Source organism: Plasticicumulans acidivorans (genome assembly GCF_003182095.1).
GTDB lineage: Bacteria > Pseudomonadota > Gammaproteobacteria > Competibacterales > Competibacteraceae > Plasticicumulans > Plasticicumulans acidivorans.
In genome coordinates this window covers 182,668-203,395 of sequence record NZ_QGTJ01000006.1, presented here as the reverse complement: position 1 = coordinate 203,395, position 20,728 = coordinate 182,668, and the positions used below count along the sequence as shown (strand labels likewise).

Annotated in this window: 16 protein-coding genes; 15 read left to right on the top strand and 1 reads right to left on the bottom strand. The window is 67.7% G+C overall.

Going from position 1 to position 20,728, the window contains the following annotated elements; translation table 11 throughout:
• Nucleotides 1–12: 12 nt before the first annotated feature.
• From C7443_RS11940 to C7443_RS11885, 13 genes are all read left to right on the top strand, one after another.
• Nucleotides 13–1,425, top strand: coding sequence for a NarK family nitrate/nitrite MFS transporter (locus C7443_RS11940; protein WP_110018846.1), 1,413 nt, complete (start codon nt 13–15; stop codon nt 1,423–1,425).
• Nucleotides 1,426–1,594: 169 nt separating this feature from the next.
• Nucleotides 1,595–3,901 (top strand): methyl-accepting chemotaxis protein, encoded by a 2,307-nt coding sequence (locus tag C7443_RS11935; RefSeq protein WP_110018845.1) that lies wholly within the window; start codon nt 1,595–1,597, stop codon nt 3,899–3,901.
• A gap of 351 nt (nt 3,902–4,252) precedes the next feature.
• Complete coding sequence (locus C7443_RS11930) at nt 4,253–8,008, top strand: nitrate reductase subunit alpha (RefSeq protein ID WP_110018844.1); 3,756 nt, start codon at nt 4,253–4,255, stop codon at nt 8,006–8,008.
• Between the two features lie 21 nt (nt 8,009–8,029).
• Nucleotides 8,030–9,577 carry a nitrate reductase subunit beta gene (narH, locus tag C7443_RS11925; protein ID WP_110018843.1) on the top strand — a complete coding sequence of 516 codons (1,548 nt, stop codon included), beginning with the start codon at nt 8,030–8,032 and terminating at the stop codon, nt 9,575–9,577.
• Nucleotides 9,578–9,588: 11 nt separating this feature from the next.
• On the top strand, nt 9,589–10,284 hold the full coding sequence (gene narJ, locus C7443_RS11920; RefSeq protein WP_110018842.1) for a nitrate reductase molybdenum cofactor assembly chaperone: 696 nt from the start codon (nt 9,589–9,591) through the stop codon (nt 10,282–10,284).
• 41 nt (nt 10,285–10,325) lie between these two features.
• The gene (gene narI, locus C7443_RS11915) at nt 10,326–11,006 is read left to right on the top strand and encodes a respiratory nitrate reductase subunit gamma (protein WP_110018841.1); all 681 of its coding nucleotides are present in this window, start codon (nt 10,326–10,328) and stop codon (nt 11,004–11,006) included.
• Nucleotides 11,007–11,082: 76 nt separating this feature from the next.
• Entirely contained in the window at nt 11,083–11,748 is a 666-nt protein-coding gene (locus C7443_RS11910) for a carbonic anhydrase (protein WP_110018840.1), read from the top strand.
• Nucleotides 11,749–11,804: 56 nt separating this feature from the next.
• Complete coding sequence (locus tag C7443_RS11905) at nt 11,805–12,569, top strand: peptidylprolyl isomerase (protein ID WP_246004638.1); 765 nt, start codon at nt 11,805–11,807, stop codon at nt 12,567–12,569.
• 117 nt (nt 12,570–12,686) lie between these two features.
• Complete coding sequence (locus tag C7443_RS20130) at nt 12,687–13,616, top strand: hypothetical protein (RefSeq protein WP_170123596.1); 930 nt, start codon at nt 12,687–12,689, stop codon at nt 13,614–13,616.
• A 109-nt stretch (nt 13,617–13,725) separates the two neighbouring features.
• On the top strand, nt 13,726–15,018 hold the full coding sequence (locus tag C7443_RS11900; protein ID WP_170123595.1) for a cation:proton antiporter: 1,293 nt from the start codon (nt 13,726–13,728) through the stop codon (nt 15,016–15,018).
• Nucleotides 15,015–15,578: a lipid-binding SYLF domain-containing protein gene (locus C7443_RS11895; RefSeq protein WP_110018837.1), complete on the top strand. Its 564-nt coding sequence runs from the start codon at nt 15,015–15,017 to the stop codon at nt 15,576–15,578. Before C7443_RS11900 ends, C7443_RS11895 begins: the two co-directional genes overlap by 4 nt.
• 145 nt (nt 15,579–15,723) lie before the next feature.
• Nucleotides 15,724–16,905 (top strand): MFS transporter, encoded by a 1,182-nt coding sequence (locus C7443_RS11890; RefSeq protein WP_110018836.1) that lies wholly within the window; start codon nt 15,724–15,726, stop codon nt 16,903–16,905.
• A gap of 82 nt (nt 16,906–16,987) precedes the next feature.
• Nucleotides 16,988–18,223 (top strand): molybdopterin molybdotransferase MoeA, encoded by a 1,236-nt coding sequence (locus tag C7443_RS11885; RefSeq protein WP_246004637.1) that lies wholly within the window; start codon nt 16,988–16,990, stop codon nt 18,221–18,223.
• A 3-nt stretch (nt 18,224–18,226) separates the two neighbouring features.
• On the opposite strand, the gene C7443_RS11880 is transcribed toward C7443_RS11885, so the two are convergent.
• Entirely contained in the window at nt 18,227–19,465 is a 1,239-nt protein-coding gene (locus C7443_RS11880) for a cation:proton antiporter (RefSeq protein ID WP_110018835.1), read from the bottom strand.
• A 150-nt stretch (nt 19,466–19,615) separates the two neighbouring features.
• Between C7443_RS11880 and moaB the strand changes: the two genes are divergently transcribed.
• Both moaB and C7443_RS11870 read left to right on the top strand, forming a co-directional pair.
• Complete coding sequence (gene moaB, locus C7443_RS11875) at nt 19,616–20,146, top strand: molybdenum cofactor biosynthesis protein B (protein ID WP_110018834.1); 531 nt, start codon at nt 19,616–19,618, stop codon at nt 20,144–20,146.
• A gap of 99 nt (nt 20,147–20,245) precedes the next feature.
• Nucleotides 20,246–20,656, top strand: coding sequence for a hypothetical protein (locus C7443_RS11870; RefSeq protein ID WP_110018833.1), 411 nt, complete (start codon nt 20,246–20,248; stop codon nt 20,654–20,656).
• Nucleotides 20,657–20,728: the final 72 nt, after the last annotated feature.

Here is a 20,728-nt window from a genome sequence, read left to right as displayed (position 1 = left end):
AGGTAAAATCCCATGACCACCAAAGTCTTGAACTCACCCGTGAAATCTCACGTGCTGCAGGACTGGCGCCCGGAGGATGCGCAGTTCTGGGAGCAGGAAGGCAAGCGCATTGCCGCGCGCAACCTGTGGATCTCGATCCCGGCGCTGCTGCTCGCCTTCGCCGTGTGGATGGTGTGGAGCGCCGTGACCGTGCGCCTCAACGGCATCGGCTTTCAGTTCTCCACCAACCAGCTGTTCTGGCTGGCAGCGCTGCCGGGGCTGTCCGGGGCGACGCTGCGCATTTTCTATTCGTTCATGGTGCCGATCTTCGGCGGCCGGCTGTGGACCACGCTGAGCACCGCCTCGCTGCTGATCCCGGCGCTGTGGATGGGCTTTGCGGTACAGGACACCGCAACGCCGTACACCACCTTCGTCGTCATCGCACTGCTGTGCGGCTTCGGCGGCGGCAACTTCGCCTCGTCGATGGCCAACATCAGCTTCTTCTACCCGAAGAGTCAGCAGGGCACGGCGCTCGGCCTCAATGCCGGACTCGGCAACCTCGGCGTCTCGGTGATGCAGTTCCTGGTGCCGCTGGCGATCACCGGCGGCATCTTCGGCGGCCTGGCCGGCGATCCGCAGACCTTCACCAAGGGCGAGCTGCACAGCCAGCTGTGGCTGCAGAACGCCGGCTTCATCTGGGTGCCGTTCATCGTGCTGTGCACGCTGGCCGCCTGGTTCGGCATGAACGACGTCGCCTCGGCGCGCGCCTCGTTCCGCGAGCAGTCGGTGATCTTCAAACGCAAGCACAACTGGCTGATGAGCTGGCTGTACATCGCCACCTTCGGTTCGTTCATCGGCTACGCCGCCGGCTTTCCGATGCTGATCAAGACCCAGTTCCCGGGGATCGACGCGCTCAAGTACGCCTTCCTCGGCCCTCTGGTCGGTGCGCTGATCCGTCCGGTCGGCGGCTGGCTGGCCGACAAGCTCGGCGGTGCCCGCGTCACGCTGTGGAACTTCGTGGTGATGATCGCGGCGGTGTTCGGCGTGCTTTACTTCCTGCCCTCGGGCACCCGTGGCGGCGACTTCTACGGCTTTCTGGCGATGTTCATGCTGCTGTTCGTCACCACTGGCATCGGTAACGGCTCGACCTTCCGCATGATCCCGATCATCTTCCGCACCGAGCGCAGCCGCGAAGTCGCCGGTCAGGGTGAGGCGGCACTGGCCCAGGCGCTGAAGGACGCCGGCAAGGAATCGGCCGCGGTGCTCGGCTTCAGCTCGGCGCTCGCTGCCTACGGCGCCTTCTACATCCCCAAGGCCTATGGCAGTTCGATCGAGCTGACCGGCGGCCCGGAGGCGGCGCTGTACTGCTTCGCCGCCTACTACGTCAGCTGCATCCTGGTGACCTGGTGGTGGTACGCGCGCAAGGGCGCCGAAGTCCCCTGCTGAAACACCACCGCAGTTGACACCCTGCCGCAGGCCCCGCGAGCTTCTTCACGCGGGGCCTGCGGCTTTTGTCTAGGCTGGGCCCTGAGGTGTCACCCCGGTGGCTGGCCTGCGTCTTGCTGGACAACGGCGGCTTTACCGACTTTCGCCCCCCTAACATTCCGGGACCGCCATGAAAATACGCTCCCTCCAGCTCAAGATCGCCGGACTCGCCGGTCTGTGCCTGCTCGGAACCGCCATCGCGCTGGTCGGCTATTCCACTTTTGCGACGCAGCAGTCGCAACATGCCGTGCAGGAGCGCGTCGGCGAATTGCTGCGCCGGTCAAGCGGTCAACAGCTGCAGGCGCTGGCCAGAGCCCAGGCCGGCGTCATCCGCGCGGAACTGGATACTGCCTTCGGCGCAGCACGCAACATGGCCCGGGCCTTCGAGCAGATCGCGGTCGACGCCGGCGGCTCACCGGTCGGCGAGCGCCGTCGCCAGCTCAACGCCATCCTGCTCAGCGTGCTCAAGGACAATCCGCGCTTCAACGGCACCTACAGCGCCTGGGAGCCGAATGCGCTTGACGGCGCCGACGCCGATTACGTCAACCGCCGCCTGCTCGGCTCGGATGCCAGCGGACGCGTGTTGTCGTACTGGACCCGTGACAGTACGGGACACATCGCGGTACAGCCGCTGGTGGAATATGACAGCCGCGAGCGCCATCCCAACGGCCTGGTCAAGGGCGCCTGGTACCTCGGCCCGCAGACCAGCGGCCTGGAAAGCGTGCTCGGCCCGCTGCCCTACATCGTGCAGGGCAAGCACGTGTACCTGGCGACGATGTCGGTACCGATCCTCATCGAGGGCAAATTCCGCGGCGTTGCCGGTGCCGACTTCGATCTCGCCTTCGTGCAGCAGCTCGCCAACAAGGCCGACGAGATGATCCATGCCGGCAACGGCGAAGTGGCGATCGTCAGCAACGAGGGCCTGGTGGTGGCCGCCAGCGACCATCCCGAGCTGATCGGCAGCTCCTACGAGCCCCTCGACCCGGAATGGGCGCGGGATGCCGAGATCGTGCGCAGCGGCCAGAGCCAGCTGATCGACAACGAGAGCAGTCCGCTGATTCGCGTCTTCGAGCCAATCCTGCTCGGCCGCACCAAAACGCCGTGGTCGGTGGTGATGACGGTGCCGCGCGCGGTGGCGATGGCCGAGGCCGCGCACCTCGCCACCACGCTGCAGGAGCGTGCACGCTCCGACATGCTGGTGCAGATGCTGGTGGCGCTGGCGATCCTGGTGCTCGGTGTCGCCAGCATGTGGTTCGCCGCGCGCACCATCGCCCGGCCGATCATCGCCAGTACGCGCTTCGCCGAAGGCGTCGCCGCCGGCCGCCTCGATCAGCAGCTCGAAGTCACGCAGGAGGACGAAACCGGCCAGCTCGCCGCGGCGCTGCGCAAGATGTCGGCCGATATCGCCGAGGCCGAGCGCGAGCGCCTGCGCCTGCAGGAACAGGCCGAGCGTGAACGCCATGAGCGCCAGCGTCAGGCCGAGGCAGAACGCGCCGAACGCGAACGCCAGGCCGAAGCCGAGCGCGCCGAGCACCAGCGCCAGGCCGAGGCAGAACGCGAGGCCAACCGCCAGCGCCTGGAAAGTGAACGCCGCGCGGCGCTGGCACGCATGGCCGATGAGCTGGAAACCGGCATCCGCGGCGTGGTCGAGGCGCTGACGCAGGCGGCACGCGGCATGAGCAGCGCCTCCGCCGGCCTCAGCCGCGCCGCCGATCAGACCCGCGAACAGGCGACGCAGGCGGCCGATGCCTCGGCCCGCGCCAACGAGAGCACGCAGACGGTGGCCTCGGCCTCGGAGGAGCTGTCGGCCTCGATCCGCGAGATCGCCCGTCAGGTCGGCAAATCCACCGAAATCACCCAGCAGGCGGTGCAGTCGGTGGCCAAGGCCGATCAGCAGGTGCTCGGCCTGACCTCGGTCGCCGACAAGATCGGCGCGGTGGTCGATCTGATTTCGGCGATCGCCGCGCAGACCAACCTGCTGGCGCTCAACGCCACCATCGAGGCCGCACGGGCTGGTGAAGCCGGCAAGGGCTTTGCGGTCGTTGCCAATGAGGTCAAGAGTCTGGCCAGCCAGACCGCTTCGGCGACGCAGGACATCGCCCAGCAGGTCGCCGAGGTGCAGCGCGTGGTGCGCGATACCGCCGGCGAGATCCGCAACATCGGCGGCGTCATCAGCGATACCCGCGAGGTGGTGACCACCATCGCGGCGGCGGTCAAGGAGCAGAATACCGCCACCGCCGAGATCGCCCACAGCGTCAACGAAGCCGCCGCCGGCACGCGCGGCGCCGCCGATGGCATCGGCGTGGTCTCGCGCACCACCGAGCAGACGCGCGCCGCCGTCGCCGAAGTCGATCGCGCCGCCTCGGCGCTGTCGAGTGAAGCCGCGCGCCTCAACGACATCGTCGAGGACTTCCTGCGGCGCATGCGCAACGCCTGATTTCTCCTGCCTCGCCCTCCCGCGCCAGGCCCCGCTCGTCGGGGCCTTTTTTTCGTCGGCACATTGGAGGTAGGCGGCGCCTCTACCCCCAATGCGCCGTTCCAGCTTTTTGCGCAATGCGGCATGACCGATAAATCCTGCCCCGGCGCGGGCTTAGCTCCATGCTCCCGGTGATCCGCAGGTGGTAGTCACGCGGCCGTGCCATATCCCTCTTCCGGTCTGCATTGATGAACGTCAATTTCCTTGTGCTTCATGCAGTTAGTGTTTGCGGCAGCCCCGCAGCGAGCCACCCGGCGACAGCGGACACGACGGCATCAACGCATGGGCGAGCCCCCCGAAGAGGATGACAAGATGAGTCACTTCCTGGATCGCCTGAACTTTTTCAACCGAGTTCAGGACACGTTTTCCGGCGATCACGGCGTCGTCACCGCCGAAGACCGCGGCTGGGAGAACGCCTACCGTGCGCGCTGGCAGCACGACAAGATCGTGCGCTCGACGCACGGCGTGAACTGCACCGGCTCCTGCAGCTGGAAGATCTACGTCAAGAACGGCCTGGTCACCTGGGAAACCCAGCAGACCGACTACCCGCGCACCCGCGACGACCTGCCCAATCACGAGCCGCGCGGCTGCCAGCGCGGCGCCAGCTACAGCTGGTATCTGTACAGCGCCAACCGCGTGAAATACCCGATGGTGCGCGCGCGGCTGCTGGCGCTGTGGCGCGAGGCGCGCAAGGGCCGCGATGCGGTCGATGCCTGGGCCAGTATCGTCGAAGACCCGGCCAAGGCCGCCGAATACAAGCGCCAGCGCGGCCTCGGCGGCTTCGTGCGCGCGCAGTGGGATGAAGTCAACGAGATCATCGCCGCCGCCAACGCCTACACCATCCGCCGCTACGGCCCGGACCGCATCTTCGGCTTCTCGCCGATTCCGGCGATGTCGATGGTCAGCTACGCCGCCGGCAGCCGTTACCTGTCGCTGATCGGTGGCAACTGCGGCTCCTTCTACGACTGGTACTGCGATCTGCCGCCGGCCTCGCCGATGGTCTGGGGCGAGCAGACCGACGTGCCGGAATCGGCCGACTGGTACAACTCCACGTTCCTGATGATGTGGGGCTCAAACGTACCGCAGACGCGCACGCCCGACGCCCACTTCATGACCGAGGTCCGCTACAAGGGCACCAAGACCGTGGTGGTCTGCCCGGACTACTCGGAAGCCTCCAAGTTCGCCGACCTCTGGCTGCACCCCAAGCAGGGCACCGATGCCGCGCTGGCGATGGCGATGGGCCACGTGGTGCTGCGCGAGTTCCACGTCGAGCGTCAATCGGAGTACTTCACCGACTACGTGCGCAGCAAGACCGACTTCCCGATGCTGGTACGCCTCGATGCGCGTGCCGACGGCCGCTATGTCAACGGCCGCTTCCTGCGCGCCAGCGACCTCGCCGGCGAGGCCGGTCAGGCCAACAACCCGCAGTGGAAAACGCTCGCCTTCGATGAGCTGAGCGGCAACCTGCTGGTGCCGAACGGCTCGATCGGCTTTCGCTGGGGCGAACAGGGCGAGCTGGTCGGCAAGTGGAACCTCGAAGCCAGAGAAGCGCTGACGGGTGCCGAGACGCGGCTGCGGCTGTCGGTCAACGACATCCGCGACGAGGTGGTGGCGGTCGCCTTCCCCTACTTCGGCGCCACCCGCCACCCGCACTTCGCCTGCACCACGCACGACGCCGTGCAGCTGCGCAACGTGCCGGCCAAGCGGGTGACGCTGGCCGACGGCTCCAGCGCGCTGGTGGCGACGGTCTACGACCTGACGCTCGCACAGTACGGCATCGACCGCGGCCTCGGCGGTGGCAACGTCGCCGCCAGCTTCGATGACGACGTGCCCTACACCCCGGCCTGGCAGGAAAAGATCACCGGCGTGCCACGCGATCAGGTCATCACCGTCGCCCGCCAGTTCGCCGACAACGCCGAAAGGACGCACGGCAAGTCGATGGTCATCATCGGCGCGGCGATGAACCACTGGTACCACATGGACATGAACTACCGTGGCGTCATCAACCTGCTGATGATGTGCGGCTGTGTCGGCCAGAGCGGCGGCGGCTGGGCGCACTACGTCGGCCAGGAGAAGCTGCGCCCGCAGACCGGCTGGACCGCGCTGGCCTTCGCGCTCGACTGGAACCGCCCGCCGCGGCACATGAACTCGACATCGTTTTTCTACGTGCACACCAGCCAGTGGCGTCACGAGAAGCTGGCGATGAGCGAGATCCTCTCGCCGCTCGCCGATCCCAAGGACTGGCAGGGCACGCAGATCGACTACAACGTGCGCTCGGTGCGCATGGGCTGGCTGCCGAGCGCGCCGCACTTCGACGCCAATCCGCTGCAGATCACCGCCGACGCCGCCGCGGCCGGACAGGCACCGGCCGACTACCTCAAGCAGCAGCTGCTCGACGGCAGGATCAACTTCGCCTTCGAAGACCCGGACAACCCGGAGAACTTCCCGCGCAACATGTTCGTCTGGCGCTCGAACCTGCTCGGCTCCAGCGGCAAGGGCCACGAGTACTTCCTCAAGTACCTGCTCGGCACCACGCACGGCGTGCAGGGCAAGGATCTCGGCGAGGAAGGCGGCGAGAAGCCGCAGGAAGTGAAGTGGCGCGAGGCCGCCACCGGCAAGCTCGACCTGCTGGTGACGCTGGACTTCCGCATGTCGACCACCTGCCTGTACTCCGACATCGTGCTGCCGACGGCCACCTGGTACGAGAAGAACGATCTCAACACCTCGGACATGCACCCGTTCATCCACCCGCTGTCGGCGGCGGTCGATCCGGCGTGGGAGTCGCGCAGCGACTGGGAGATCTTCAAGGGCATCGCGCGCAGCTTCTCGGAGGTCTGCAAGGGGCATCTCGGCGTCGAGAAAGACCTGGTCGCCGCCCCGACGCTGCACGACACGCCGGCCGAACTGGCGATGCCGGACGTGCTCGACTGGAAGAAGGGCGAGTGCGATCTGATCCCCGGCAAGACCGCGCCGAACTTCATCGTCATCGAACGCGACTACCCCAACACCTACCGCAAGTTCACCTCGCTCGGCCCGCTGATGGATAAGCTCGGCAACGGCGGCAAAGGCATCGGCTGGAACACGCAGGATGAGGTCGCCGCACTCGGCACGCTCAACTACACGGTGCAGGAGGCCGGCGTCAGCCAGGGCCGTCCGCGCATCGAGACCGACATCGACGCCGCCGAGACCATCATGATGCTGGCCCCGGAGACCAACGGTCACGTCGCGGTCAAGGCCTGGGCGGCGCTGTCGAAGATCACCGGCCGCGACCACACACACCTGGCACGGCCCAAGGAGCACGAGAAGATCCGCTTCCGTGACATCCAGGCGCAGCCGCGCAAGATCATCTCCAGCCCGACCTGGTCCGGCCTCGAAGATGAAAAGGTCAGCTACAACGCCGGCTACACCAACGTCCACGAGCTGATCCCGTGGCGCACCGTCACCGGCCGCCAGCAGTTCTATCAGGACCATGCGTGGATGCTCGGCTTCGGCGAGGCGATGTGCGCCTACCGCCCGCCGGTCGACATGAAGGCCGCCGAACCGCTGCTCGGCCAGCGCAGCAACGGCAACCCGGAAGTGGTGCTGAACTTCATCACCCCGCACCAGAAGTGGGGCATCCACAGCACCTACACCGACAACCTGCTGATGCTCACGCTCTCGCGCGGCGGCCCGATCATCTGGATCTCCGAGATCGACGCCAAGAAGGCCGGCATCGAGGACAACGACTGGATCGAAGCCTTCAACCTCAACGGCGCCATCGCCGCCCGCGCCGTGGTCTCTCAGCGCGTGCCCGAGGGCATGTCGATGATGTACCACGCGCAGGAAAAGATCGTGAACACGCCCGGCTCCGAGATCACCGGCACCCGCGGCGGCATTCACAACTCGGTGACGCGCTGCGTGCTCAAGCCCACGCACATGATCGGCGGCTACGCCCAGCAGAGCTACGGCTTCAACTACTACGGCACCGTCGGCGCCAACCGCGATGAGTTCATCGTCGTGCGCAAGATGGCGAAGGTCGACTGGATGGATGACGAATCCGCCGACGCGACCGCGGCAGCGGCCCACTGAGCCGGGCGAGGACAACAGCAAATGAAAGTTCGTGCACAGATCGGCATGGTCCTCAATCTGGACAAATGCATTGGCTGCCACACCTGCTCGGTGACCTGCAAGAACGTGTGGACCAGTCGCGAGGGCATGGAATACGCCTGGTTCAACAACGTCGAGACCAAGCCCGGCATCGGCTATCCGAAGGACTGGGAAAACCAGAAGCGCTGGAACGGCGGCTGGGTGCGCAAGAGCAGCGGCAAGCTCGAACCGAAGATCGGCGGCAAGTGGCGTGTGCTGGCGAACCTGTTCGCCAACCCCGACCTGCCGGACATCGGCGATTACTACGAGCCCTGGGACTACGACTACGCCCACCTGCAGAACGCGCCGGAATCGAAGACCATGCCGGTGGCGCGGCCGCGCTCGGTGATTTCCGGGCAGCGCATGGAAAAGATCGAATGGGGGCCGAACTGGGAGGAAATCCTCGGCAGCGAATTCGCCAAGCGTTCGCAGGACTACAACTTCGAGAACGTGCAGAAGGACATCTACGGTGAGTTCGAAAACACCTTCATGATGTACCTGCCGCGGCTGTGCGAGCACTGCCTCAACCCGGCCTGCGTCGGCAGCTGCCCGTCGGGCGCGATCTACAAGCGCGAGGAAGACGGCATCGTCCTCATCGATCAGGACAAATGCCGCGGCTGGCGCATGTGCGTCTCGGCCTGCCCGTACAAGAAGATCTATTACAACTGGAACACCGGCAAATCCGAGAAGTGCATCTTCTGCTACCCGCGCATCGAGGCCGGCCAGCCGACGGTGTGCTCGGAGACCTGCGTCGGCCGCATCCGCTACCTCGGCGTGCTGCTCTATGACGCCGACCGCATCGAGCAGGCCGCGGCGACCCGCGACGAGAAGGATCTCTACCAGGCGCAGCTCGACATCTTCCTCGACCCCTTCGACCCGCAGGTGCAGGAAGAAGCCCGCAAGGCCGGCATCCCGGAGGCCTGGATCAGCGCCGCGCAGCAGTCGCCGGTGTACAAGATGGCGATCGACTGGAAGATCGCCTTCCCGCTGCACCCGGAGTACCGCACGCTGCCGATGGTCTGGTACGTGCCGGCGCTGTCGCCGATCCAGGCCAAGGCCGCCAGCGGCGAGCTGGGCCTGAACGGCATCATCCCCGACGTCGACAGCCTGCGCATTCCGCTGCGCTACCTCGCCAACCTGCTCACCGCCGGGGATGAAAAGCCGGTGGCCCAGGCGCTCAAGCGCATGCTGGCGATGCGTGCCTACATGCGTGCCAAGACCGTCGACGGCGAGATCCGCGAGGACGTGCTCGATGCCGTCGGCCTGCGCCTCGATCAGGTCGAGAGCATGTACCGCTACCTGGCGATCGCCAATTACGAAGACCGCTTCGTCATCCCGACCTCGCACCGCGAGTACGCCAGCGCCACCTACGACGCCTTCGGCGAGCGCGGCGGCTGCGGCTTCAGCTTCGGCAACGGCTGCTCCGGCGGCACCAACCCGACCAATCTGTTCGGCGGCAAGAAGCAGACGACGCGCAAGGCCATTCCGATCCGTGTCGAGCCGCAGAAGTGAGGGCCGCCAGCATGCGCATCCTGAAACTGATTTCCGCTCTGCTCAGCTACCCGACGCAGGCGCTGCTCGATGCCGTTCCGGAACTGGAACAGGCCGTGCGCGAGGACCGCAGCCTGCCGCTGCACGAACGTGAACGGCTGTTCGACTTCCTCGAAACGCTGGAGGACGCCGACATCTGGACGCTGCAGGCCGCCTACGTCGAGCAGTTCGACCGCGGCCGCAAGTTCAGCCTGCACCTGTTCGAGCACGTGCACGGCGAGTCGCGCGACCGCGGCCAGGCGATGATCGACCTGCTGACGGTCTACCAGCGCCACGGCTTCGAGCTCAAGGCGCGGGAACTGCCGGACTATCTGCCGCTGTTCCTGGAGTTCCTCGCCAGCCTGCCGGACGCCGAAGCCCGCGAACTGCTCGACCAGGCGATGCACGTCGTCGCCCTGCTCGGCGAGCGGCTCAGCGCCCAACACAGCCCCTACCACGTGCTGTTCGATGCGCTGCTCGCGCTCGGCACGACACCACAAACGCTCGACGCGATCCGTGAACAGGTCGCCGGCGAAGGCCCCGATCGCAGCATCACCGAGATGGACAAGATCTGGGAGGAAGAGCAGGTCACCTTCCTCGCCAGCGGTCCCGGTGGCTGCGGCGCCAGCCAGCCGGCGCAACAGACCGTGCACTTCGTGCGCCGGCCGCAGGCCGCCGCGCCGCTGTAAGCGCCGCGGCCCCACTCGATCACGCATCAGGACCTACGACCATGTCCCACCTGAACGATCTGCTGTTCGGCGTCTACCCCTACGTCGCCGGTACCGTGTTTCTGCTCGGCAGCCTGCTGCGCTTTGAGCGCGACCAGTACACCTGGAAGGCGCATTCGAGCCAGATGCTGTCCAGCGCCGGCTTCCGCCGCGCCAGCAATTTCTTCCACATCGGCATCATTGGCATCTTCCTCGGCCACTTCGTCGGCCTGCTGACACCGCCGGCGGTGTGGCATGCGCTCGGCGTCTCGCCGTCCTTCAAGCAGGGCATCGCCATCGTCGCCGGCGGCGCGCTTGGCACGCTGTGCTTCATCGGCCTGACCGCGCTGGTGCGCCGCCGCCTCTATGACCCGCGCGTGCGTGCCAACTCCAGCCGCATGGACATCGTCATCCTGCTGGCGATCTATCTGCAGCTGATCCTCGGCCTGCTGACCATCCCGGTGTCGCTGTTCCACCTCGATGGCGGCAACATGCTGGCGCTGATGGCCTGGGCGCAGAACATCGTCACCTTCGACGGCCCGGCCGCCGCACAGATCGCCGCCGGCTTCGGCTGGCTGTTCAAGCTGCACCTGCTGCTGGGCATGACGATCTTCCTGCTGTTCCCGTTCAGCCGCCTGGTGCACATCTGGAGCGTGCCGATCGGCTACATCAAGCGGCCCTACCAGGTGGTGCGCCAGCGCTGATGCGCCCGCCCCCGCCGTCCGCGGCCACGCGGCGGGGGCGCTCCCGCAGACAGATGGCCGCCAGCGGGCCACGATCATGCGCGACCTCGAAAAATTCATCGCCGGTTTCAGCCGCTTCCAGGAAAACTACTGCCGCGAGGACGGCCTGTTCCAGCAGCTGCGCGAATCGCAGCACCCGTCGACGCTGCTGATCGGCTGCTGCGATTCACGCGTCGACCCGGCGCTGCTCACCGGCAGCGACCCCGGCGAGCTGTTCGTCGTGCGCAACATCGCCAACATCGTGCCGACCTGCACGCCCGACGCGCCGCCCGGTGTCAGCTCGGCGATCGAATTCGCGGTGTGCTCGCTGCAGGTCGAGCGCGTCATCGTCCTCGGACACTCACGCTGCGGCGGCATCCGCGCGCTGATGGACGATGTCGTCGTCGATGCCGAGACCGATTTCGTCAGCCGCTGGATGCGCTTCGCCGCCCGCGCCAAGGCTCAGGTGCGCCGCGAGCTGGCGCACAAGACGCCGCAGCAGCAGCGCCGCGCCTGCGAGATGGCCAACATCCTCTGCTCGCTCGACAATCTGCTGAGCTACCCGTGGCTGCGCCGGCGCGTCGAGGCGCAGCAGCTGTCGCTGCACGGCTGGTATTTCGATCTAGAAGAAGGTGCGCTGCTCGCCTACTCACCGCGCCAGCAGGCATTCCTGCCGCTGGTCTGCCCGCTCGACCGCACCGTACACATCGGCCATCGCGGCTGAGACAATCGCCGCCCCGCCCGCGGGCCCGTCTTTTCGCCACTTTTCAGGAAATGCCCATGTCTCCGATCACCGTTAACGGCGTCTCGATCAGCGCCGACGCCATTCGCGACGAAACCGCCCACCACCGCGCCGCCACCCCGGAACAGGCGGAACAGGCCGCAGCCACCGCTCTGGTGCTGCGCGAGCTGCTGCGTCAGGAAGCGCTGCGCCTCGGCATCGAAGCCACCGATGAAGATGCCGCCGTCGATGCGCTGATCGCCCGCGAAGTGCAGGTGCCGGCCGCCGACGAGGACACCTGCCGGCGTTTCTTCGAGGCCAATCGCGATTTTTTCCGCACGCCGGCGCTCTACGAAGTCGACCACATCCTGTTCGCCGCTGCGCCCGGCGTGACGCCGGATCGCGAAGCCGCACGCAGCGCAGCGCAGTCGGTGCTCGCCGAGCTGCAGACTGCGCCGGACCGCTTCGCCGAGCTCGCCCGCAGCCACTCCGCCTGCCCATCGAAGGAACAGGGCGGCAACCTCGGCCAGATCGGCCCCGGCCAGACGGTGCCCGAGTTCGAGCAGGCGCTCGAACAGATTCCCGCCGGCAGCATCGGCGCGGAGCCGGTCGAAACCCGCTTCGGCTTTCACCTCATCCGCGTCAACCGTGCCTATCCGCGGCGTCCCCTGCCCTTCGAGTCAGTGCAGCAGAAGATCGGCGAATATCTGGAAAGCAGCGTGCGGCAGACCGGCGTGCGCCAGTACCTCGGCATTCTGATCGGCCGGGCGACGATCACGGGAATCGATCTGGGGGCTGGCGACGGTTCGCCGCTGGTGCAGTGAAGACGGTTGGTGTTTGATGTTTTTTGAGGAGTTGGGAGGAAAAATTTGGTTTGGGTGTATGGAGAAAATATGATGATATAAAAACCATCGTATTCAGATCATGCAGGCAGACCGCTCATGGACAGCGCGCAACGCATCACCCTGCTCGAATGCTTTCACCGCATGCAGGACGCAATCGAAGATCTCGCCGATGCCATCGAGGCTGACAACGAGCGGGCGGCCTGGCTGGCCAGCACGCCGGCGCCGCTCGCAGCCCGCCGGCGCACCGCCGTGCTGCTGCGCGACATCTGGCACCGTGAAGGCGCCGGCGACCCGCGGCAGACGCTCAACGACATCGGCCTGATCGGCTGCGACCCGCACACGCGCACCCTCGCCGCCCGCTGCAACGAGGCCAAGGATGCGTTCAAGGCCGCAGTGCAGGCACTCAAAGTGCAACCGACGCGGCGCCAGCGCCTGCTCGCGGAAATGGCACGCGAGGCGCACGTGCGCGATCGCGATGTCGCCCGCGCCCTGGCCGCCGGCGGCATCGGCCGGCTGCATCTGCTGCAGGCCTACCGCCACGTGCCGCTGCTCGCTGAGACGCCGGCGCGGGTGGGATTTTCCTGGGCCAGCGGCTCGCGCTCGATCCGCTCACTGAGCCGTGATGAAGCGCTGGCGCTGGTCGAGGCGATGCCCGATCCCCACCCGGCAAAAGCGCCCTACCGCCAGCTGCTGCTGGCGCAGCCCGAGCACGAGCGCGTCGCGCAGATGCGGGTGCTGGCACCGAATCTGGTCGCCAATCTGGTGTTCGTCGACGGCCACGAGACCGTCGAGCGCACCCGCGGCGGGCGCACGGCGCCGGCGCGGCGCGAGATCGTGCGCCGCCAGCTGATCCATGTGCATCTGCCGATCCTGTTCCCGCTGGCGCCCGGCGAAGCGCTGCCGCGGCATCCGCTGGCCGCGCCGGAACCGCGCGCCGGTGGCCGCCTCGCCCGGGCCGATCGCCAGATCGAGGACGAACCGCTGCTGCCGGCACTGCGCATCTACCGCTACCGCCCGCTCGCCTGAGCGGCGTCCGTGGCAGGCCAGGCGGGCCTCGACCATACTCGGCGACCGCGGGGCCTGTCCCTGCTCCGCAACGCCGGCGCCGCCGCGCCGATCCCTGCGAGTGACAACGATGTCGCGACGCCTGCGCTTATGGATCCTGCTCATCGCGGCCCTGATGGCCGCCGCCTACCTGCTGCCGCAGTGGACGCCGGCGCACCTGCTCGATTACTTCCGCCACGGCACACCGCTCGACCGCTTCACGCTGCTGCTGGTCGCGGTATTCCTGATGCCGCCGCTGTTCGAGCACCTGCATCTGCCGGGGGCGCTCGGCCTGCTGGTCGCCGGCGTGCTGTTCGGCCCCTCGGCGCTGGCGATCGGCAACCCGGAAGGCAGCGCCGTCGAGCTGTTCCTCAGCATCGGCCGCGTGTTCCTGATGTTCATCGCCGGCCTGGAGGTCGATCTGCGGCTGTTCCAGGCCACGCGGCTGCGCTCGTTCGGCTTTGGCCTGGTCACGTTTGCGCTGCCGCTCGCCGCCGGGGTGCTGGTCGGCTGGAGCTTTGATTTCGGCTGGAATGCCTGCTTTCTGATCGGCTCGCTGCTGGCCTCGCACACCCTGCTCGGCCTGCCGATCGCCAGCCGTCTCGGCCTGTCGCGCTCCGAGGTCGTCACCGTCACCCTCGGCGCCACCGTGTTCACCGACGTCGCCTCGCTGCTGGTGCTCGCCGTGTGCATCTCGGTGCATACCGTCGGCTTCAGCTGGCTCAGCCTGCTGGTGCAGCTGAGCGAGCTGGCGGTGTACGCGGTGCTGGTGCTGATCGGCCTGCCCTGGCTCGGCGTGCGCTTCGTGCGCCGCTTCCGCCATCGCGAGGTGCCGATGTTCCTGTTCACCGTGCTCTGCCTGCTGTTCGCGGCGATGGGCGCCAAGGCGATCGAGCTGGAGGACATCGTCGGCGCCTTCTTCGCCGGGCTGGCGGTCAACCGCGTCATCGGTCACGGCAGCGTGCGCAGCAAGATCCAGTTCCTCGGCGAATCGCTGTTCATCCCGTTTTTCTTTGTCATCATCGGCTACCGCCTCGACGTGCCGGTGTTCGCCGCCACGCTGCAGAGCAGCCTGCCTTTCGTCGCCGCCATCGTCGCCGCGCTGCTGCTCGGCAAACTCGCCGCAGCCCTCATCAGCGGCGAACTGTTCGGCTACCGCCGCACCGAAACCCTGATGATGTGGTCACTATCGCTGCCGCAGGTGGCGGCAACGCTCGCGGTCGCGCTGACCGCCTACAACACGCTGAACGCCGATGGCGAGCGGCTGATCACCGAGACCGTGCTCAACAGCGTCATCGTGCTGATGGTCGCCACCTCGGTGCTCGGCCCGCTGCTCACCGAACGCTTCGCCAGCCGCCTGCAATCGACCGGAGATTCCGCATGAGCCGCCTGCGCGCCCTGCTCCCCCTGCTGCTGAGCCTCGCTCTGGGCCTGCCCGCCGCAGCCGCGGATGCCCCCTCGGCCGCCGACACCCGCGCCGCGATCCGCGAGATGCGCACCAGCACCCTGAAGGCGCTGTACACGCTGGAGCCCAAGGCGAAGACGCTGGTACGCGGCTCGGCCGGCTACGCGGTGTTCAGCAGTACCGGCGTCCACGTGCTGTTCCTCGGCGGCGCCGGCGGCCGCGGTGTGGTGCACGACAACCTCACCGGCAAGGACACCTATATGCGCTCGGCCAGCGTCGGCGTCGGTCTCGGCGTCGGCTTCAAGGACATGAGCCTGGTACTGGTCTTCCGCAAGCGCGACACGCTCAAGCAGTTCATCGACCAGGGCTGGACCTTCGGCGGCAACGCCACCGCCACGGCACAGACCGGCGGTGTCGGCGGCAACGTCACCGACGTCGAGTCGCGCGACGGCATTCTCATCTACCCGCTGAGCAAGGACGGGCTGATGGCGAAAGGCGCTGTCGAGGGTACGAAATACTGGGTGGATCCAGATCTGTGAGCGCTGCGTAGAAGGTTGGTGAGGGTTTATTCGCTGAAAAAATGATGATGATATAAAAACGGTCAAGCCAGCGATTTCCCCGCATTCTGGCGCCGGCAGCCGCCATCCGCCGGTCCATCACCACAATGACAACGAGCCCACCACCATGCCCAGTGACGAACGCCCCCGGCACATCCTGCCGGTCATCATCCTTGCGCAGTTCTTCGGCACCTCGCTGTGGTTCGCCGGTAACGCGATCCTGCCGGAGCTGCAGCGCGACTGGGGACTGGCCGCCTCCGCTCTCGGCCACGTCACCAGCGCGGTGCAGCTCGGCTTCATCAGCGGCACGCTGTGCTTCGCGATCCTGGCGCTGGCCGATCGCCTCTCGCCGCGGCAGGTGTTTTTTGGCTGCGCGCTGCTCGGCGCCGGTGCCAATCTGGCGCTGGTGGCGCTGCCGCCGAGCCTGGAGGCGCTGCTGCTGCTGCGCTTTGCCACCGGCTTCTGCCTCGCCGGCATCTATCCGGTCGGCATGAAGATCGCGGCCGGCTGGTTCGCCAGCGGCCTCGGCCGCGCGCTCGGCTGGATGGTCGGCGCGCTGGTGCTCGGCACGGCGTTTCCGCATCTGCTGCGCGGGCTGGGCACCACGCTGCACTGGGGCGGCGTGCTGGCGGCAGTGTCACTGGCGGCGGCGCTCGGCGGGCTGGCGATGTTCCTGCTGGTGCCGGACGGCCCGTACCTGCGCAAAGGCGCCCGCTTCGATCCGCGCGCGGTACGCCAGATCTTCGGCGGCCGCGAGCTGCGCGCCGCAGCCTTCGGCTATTTCGGCCACATGTGGGAGCTGTACGCCTGGTGGGCCTTCGTGCCGGCGCTGCTCAAGGCCTGGGCGCTGCAGCACGACGTCGCCCTCAACGTGCCGCTGTGGAGCTTCACCGTGATCGCCGCCGGCCTGCTCGGCTGCGGCATCGGCGGCGAGCTGAGCGGGCGCCTGGGCAGCGCCCGTGTCGCCTACTGGCAGCTCAGCGTTTCCTGCGGCTGCTGCCTGCTGGCACCGCTGGCGATCGGCTGGTCGCAAAGCGCTTTTCTGGCTTATCTGCTGCTGTGGGGCATTACCGTGGTCGGCGATTCACCGCAGTTCTCGACCTTGACCGCGCGCGCGGCACCGCCGGCGCTGCTCGGTTCGACGCTGACCTGGGTCACCGCGATCGGCTTCACCATCAGCATCGGCAGCATCCAGCTGCTCGGCTCCCTCGTAAGGGATTACCCGATCGGGGAATTGCTGCCGCTGCTTGCACCGGGTCCACTGTTCGGACTGTGGGCGATGCGCCGGTTGCTGCCCGCCCGCGCCTGACGGACGTGATGACCGTCACGGAGCGGCACGCACAGCCGCTCCGACAATGCCGCCGTTTCCCCGTCCCCCCGAGGATTTTCCGATGAGCGATTGTGATTGCGCGCAAGCCGCGCCCGCCATGCTCGATGCCGAGCGGGCACTTGAGCGCCTGCTCGCTGATGTCGTGCCACTGAGCGAGATCGAAACCCTGCCGCTCGATGCCGCGCTCGGCCGTGTGCTGGCGCGCGAGCTGTATTCCCCGATCTGCCTGCCGCCGGCCGACAACAGCGCGATGGACGGCTATGCCGTGCGCTGCGCCGACGTCGGCGACGGCCCGACCTGGTTGCCGGTGAGCCAGCGCATCGCTGCCGGCCATCAGGGCAGCCCGCTCGCCGCCGGCAGCGCGGCGCGCATCTTCACCGGCGCCGCCGTGCCGGCCGGAGCCGATGCGGTGGTAATCCAGGAACTGTGTGAAACCGACGGTGAGCGCGTCTGTCTGCGCGGTCCGCTGCGTCCCGGCCAGAACATCCGCCGTGCCGGCGAGGAACTCGACCGCGGCGCGCATGTGCTCGCGGCCGGCAGCCGGCTGCGGGCGCAGGAGCTCGGCCTTGCCGCGAGCATCGGCCTGGCGACGCTGCCGCTGCTGCGCCGGCCGCGGGTGGCGATGCTCGTCACCGGCGACGAGCTGATCGAACCCGGCGAGCCGCTGCGCCCCGGCTGCATCTACAACGCCAACCGCTCGACGCTCACCGCCCTGCTGCGTGCGCTCGGCTGCGAGCCGATCGATATCGGCGTCGTTGCCGATACCCGCGCCGCGACCGTCGAGGCGCTGCGGGCAGCGGCCGAGCAGGCCGACCTGATCATCAGCAGCGGCGGCGTGTCGGTCGGTGAGGAGGACCACGTCAAGCACGCCGTGCAGCAGCTCGGGCGCATCGATCTGTGGCGGGTGCGCATCAAGCCCGGCAAGCCGCTGGCCTGGGGCCGCGTCGGCGAGGTGCCGTTCCTCGGCCTGCCGGGCAACCCGGTGTCGATGTTCGTCACCTTCCTGCTGTTCGCCCGGCCGCTGCTGCGCAAGCTCGCCGGTGCGCGCGAGGTCGCCAACAGCCGACTGCGCGTGCGTGCCGGCTTCGACTGGCCGCAGCCCGACCGGCGCCCGGAATATCTGCGGGCGCAGGTCGAATTCGGTACCGAGCTGGTGGCGACCATCCCGGAGCGTCAGGGCTCGGCGATGCTCAGTTCCGCCTGCGCGGCCAATGGCCTGCTGTGCATGCCGGCCGACACGCCGGTCCGCGCCGGCGATACGCTGGAGTTCCTGCCCTTCGCCGAGTTCGGCCAGTAGGGCTCAGGACGCGGTGCCGATGGCGTAGCGCGTCACCCGGCCGATCGACAGCCCCTGCACCAGGATCGAGAAGACGACGACGGCATAGGTCAGCGCCAGCACCAGATCGCGCTCGGCGCCGACCGGCAGCGACAGCGCCAGCGCCACTGAAATACCGCCGCGCAAGCCGCCCCAGGTCAGCACCTTCCATGAACCCGCCGGCAGCCCGAAGCGCCGCCGGCACAGCCCCGCCGGACAGGACACCGACAGCAGCCGCGCCGCCAGCGTGATCAGCACGGTGACCAGCGCCGCCACCAGCACGCCGGCGTTGAAGCTGACGAGGATGACCTCCAGGCCGATCAGTACGAACAGCACGGCGTTGAGGATTTCGTCGAGCAGCTCCCAGAACAGATCGACGTGGTGGCGGGTGCGCTCCGACATCGCCAGCGCGCGGCCGTGGTTGCCGATCAGCAGACCAATCACCACCATCGCCAGCGGCCCGGACACGTGCAGGCGATTGGCCAGCGCGTAGCCGCCGAGCACCGTCGCCAGCGTGATCAGGACTTCTTCCTGATAGCTGTCGATGCTCTTGAGCAGACGGTAGGCGATGTAGCCGAGCAGCAGGCCGAAGAGGATGCCGCCGCCGGCCTCGTGCAGCAGCAGCAGGCCGGCTTCCTGCCAGTGCGGCGCCACGCCGCTGTGCAGCGTCGCCAGCAGCATCGCGAACAGCACGACGCCGACACCGTCGTTGAACAGCGACTCGCCGGCGATCAGCAGTTCGAGGTTCTTCGGTGCGCCGGCCGACTTGAGGATGCCCATCACCGCGATCGGGTCGGTCGGTGAGATCAGCGCACCGAACAGCAGGCACCAGACCAGCGACAGCGACAGACCGAGCCACGGCAGCACCAGCCACAGCGTGAAGCCGACGAACAGCGTCGACAGCAACGTGCCGAACACCGCCAGCAGGCCGACCTGCCAGCGCAGCGAACGCAGCTTGCTCAGATCGACGTGCAGCGCACCGGCGAACAGCAGCAGCGACAACATGCCCTGCATCAGCACCTCGGTGAAATCGATGCGCGCGAGCAGCGACTCTTCGTAATCGCGCAGCACGCCGACACCCACCGCATCCAGCCCGATCAGCAGCAGCGACAGGCCGAGCGCGATGATCATCACGCCGATCGTCGTCGGCAAACCGATGAAGCGGTGATTGACGTAGGCCATCAAAGCCGTCGCCACCAGACAGATGACTGCCACCTCGAACATGCGAAACCTCTTCAAATCCGGTGAATGCGCCCGCAGGCAGGCGGCACCCTACCTCTGAAGAGGCAGTCGCGATAGCGAGTTGACGCTCATCAAAGGCGGCCGCGCCCGCGCACCGAACAATCGCCAACCGTTCCGTGCCGAGGTCTCCCGATGCCCCACCATTGCCCGAGCGGCGTGTTCCGCCCGCTCAACATCGCCGTGCTCACCGTCTCCGACTCGCGCGGCCTCGACGAGGACGGCTCCGGCGCGCTGCTGGTCGAACGCCTGCTCGACGCCGGCCACAGCCTGGCCGCGCGCGCGCTGGTGCCCGACGACATCTATCGCCAGCGCGCGGTGCTCAGCGGCTGGATCGCCGACGAGGCCGTCGAAGCCGTGCTGATCACCGGCGGCACCGGCCCGACCGGGCGCGATCGCACCCCGGAGGCGCTGCGCCCCCTGCTCGACAAGGAACTCGAAGGCTTCGGCGAGCTGTTCCGCCAGCTTTCGTATCAGGAGATCGGTGCCGCGGCGGCGTTTTCCCGCGCGCTGGCCGGCGTCGCCAACGGCACGCTGCTGGTGGCGCTACCCGGTTCGACCGGCGCCTGCCGCACCGCCTGGGACGGCATCCTCGCCGAGCAGCTCGACAGCCGGCGCGGGCACTGCAATTTCGTCGCGCTGATGCCACGGCTGCGCGAGCACTGAGACCACGGGCACGCACGACCAGCCGTTCGACGAGGCTCGACGCCCGCGGCCCGAGGCGAAACAATCGCGCTTTTCGCTTCCAGACCGGAGAGCCCGCCGATGCCCCGCCGCCTCACCACCTGTCTCGCGCTGCTGCTTCTCGCCGGCTGCGCCGCCAATATGCGCCCGGAAGGCACCCCCACCGACGCGCTGACCTTCACCGGCGGCGGCCTGCGCGGCGGCTCGGCCTACGCCGTCGCCATCCACCTGACCGACGACGGCCGTGGCACCGTCGCCCTCGACAGCGACTGCCGCAACGGCGCGCGCATCGAACCGAGCACCATCAAGCACGGCGACGCCGGCACGCTGAGCTTCCGCGCCTTCGGCTGTGGCGGACGCACCGTCGGCGTCGAAATCCAGCACCTCAAGCTCATCGCCGGCAAGATCGAGTCCGGCGAACTGGTGTTCCTGCAACGCCGCGACAACCTCATTACCACGGTCGGCCAGCCGATGCTGCTGTCGGACAAATAGCCCGCGCGCCGGCAGGCTCTCTCCCCGCCCGCGCCACCGGAGGAAAAAGGCTGCCAGCGCCCGGAGTCCTTC

Excerpts from the sequence above, each read along its gene's own strand:
- C7443_RS11940 (WP_110018846.1), top strand. The coding sequence starts at position 13 with ATGACCACCAAAGTCTTGAACTCACCCGTGAAATCTCACGTGCTGCAG.
- C7443_RS11935 (WP_110018845.1), top strand. The coding sequence starts at position 1,595 with ATGAAAATACGCTCCCTCCAGCTCAAGATCGCCGGACTCGCCGGTCTG.
- C7443_RS11930 (WP_110018844.1), top strand. The coding sequence starts at position 4,253 with ATGAGTCACTTCCTGGATCGCCTGAACTTTTTCAACCGAGTTCAGGAC.
- narH (WP_110018843.1), top strand. The coding sequence starts at position 8,030 with ATGAAAGTTCGTGCACAGATCGGCATGGTCCTCAATCTGGACAAATGC.
- narJ (WP_110018842.1), top strand. The coding sequence starts at position 9,589 with ATGCGCATCCTGAAACTGATTTCCGCTCTGCTCAGCTACCCGACGCAG.
- narI (WP_110018841.1), top strand. The coding sequence starts at position 10,326 with ATGTCCCACCTGAACGATCTGCTGTTCGGCGTCTACCCCTACGTCGCC.
- C7443_RS11910 (WP_110018840.1), top strand. The coding sequence starts at position 11,083 with ATGCGCGACCTCGAAAAATTCATCGCCGGTTTCAGCCGCTTCCAGGAA.
- C7443_RS11905 (WP_246004638.1), top strand. The coding sequence starts at position 11,805 with ATGTCTCCGATCACCGTTAACGGCGTCTCGATCAGCGCCGACGCCATT.
- C7443_RS20130 (WP_170123596.1), top strand. The coding sequence starts at position 12,687 with ATGGACAGCGCGCAACGCATCACCCTGCTCGAATGCTTTCACCGCATG.
- C7443_RS11900 (WP_170123595.1), top strand. The coding sequence starts at position 13,726 with ATGTCGCGACGCCTGCGCTTATGGATCCTGCTCATCGCGGCCCTGATG.
- C7443_RS11895 (WP_110018837.1), top strand. The coding sequence starts at position 15,015 with ATGAGCCGCCTGCGCGCCCTGCTCCCCCTGCTGCTGAGCCTCGCTCTG.
- C7443_RS11890 (WP_110018836.1), top strand. The coding sequence starts at position 15,724 with ATGCCCAGTGACGAACGCCCCCGGCACATCCTGCCGGTCATCATCCTT.
- C7443_RS11885 (WP_246004637.1), top strand. The coding sequence starts at position 16,988 with ATGAGCGATTGTGATTGCGCGCAAGCCGCGCCCGCCATGCTCGATGCC.
- C7443_RS11880 (WP_110018835.1), bottom strand. The coding sequence starts at position 19,465 with ATGTTCGAGGTGGCAGTCATCTGTCTGGTGGCGACGGCTTTGATGGCC.
- moaB (WP_110018834.1), top strand. The coding sequence starts at position 19,616 with ATGCCCCACCATTGCCCGAGCGGCGTGTTCCGCCCGCTCAACATCGCC.
- C7443_RS11870 (WP_110018833.1), top strand. The coding sequence starts at position 20,246 with ATGCCCCGCCGCCTCACCACCTGTCTCGCGCTGCTGCTTCTCGCCGGC.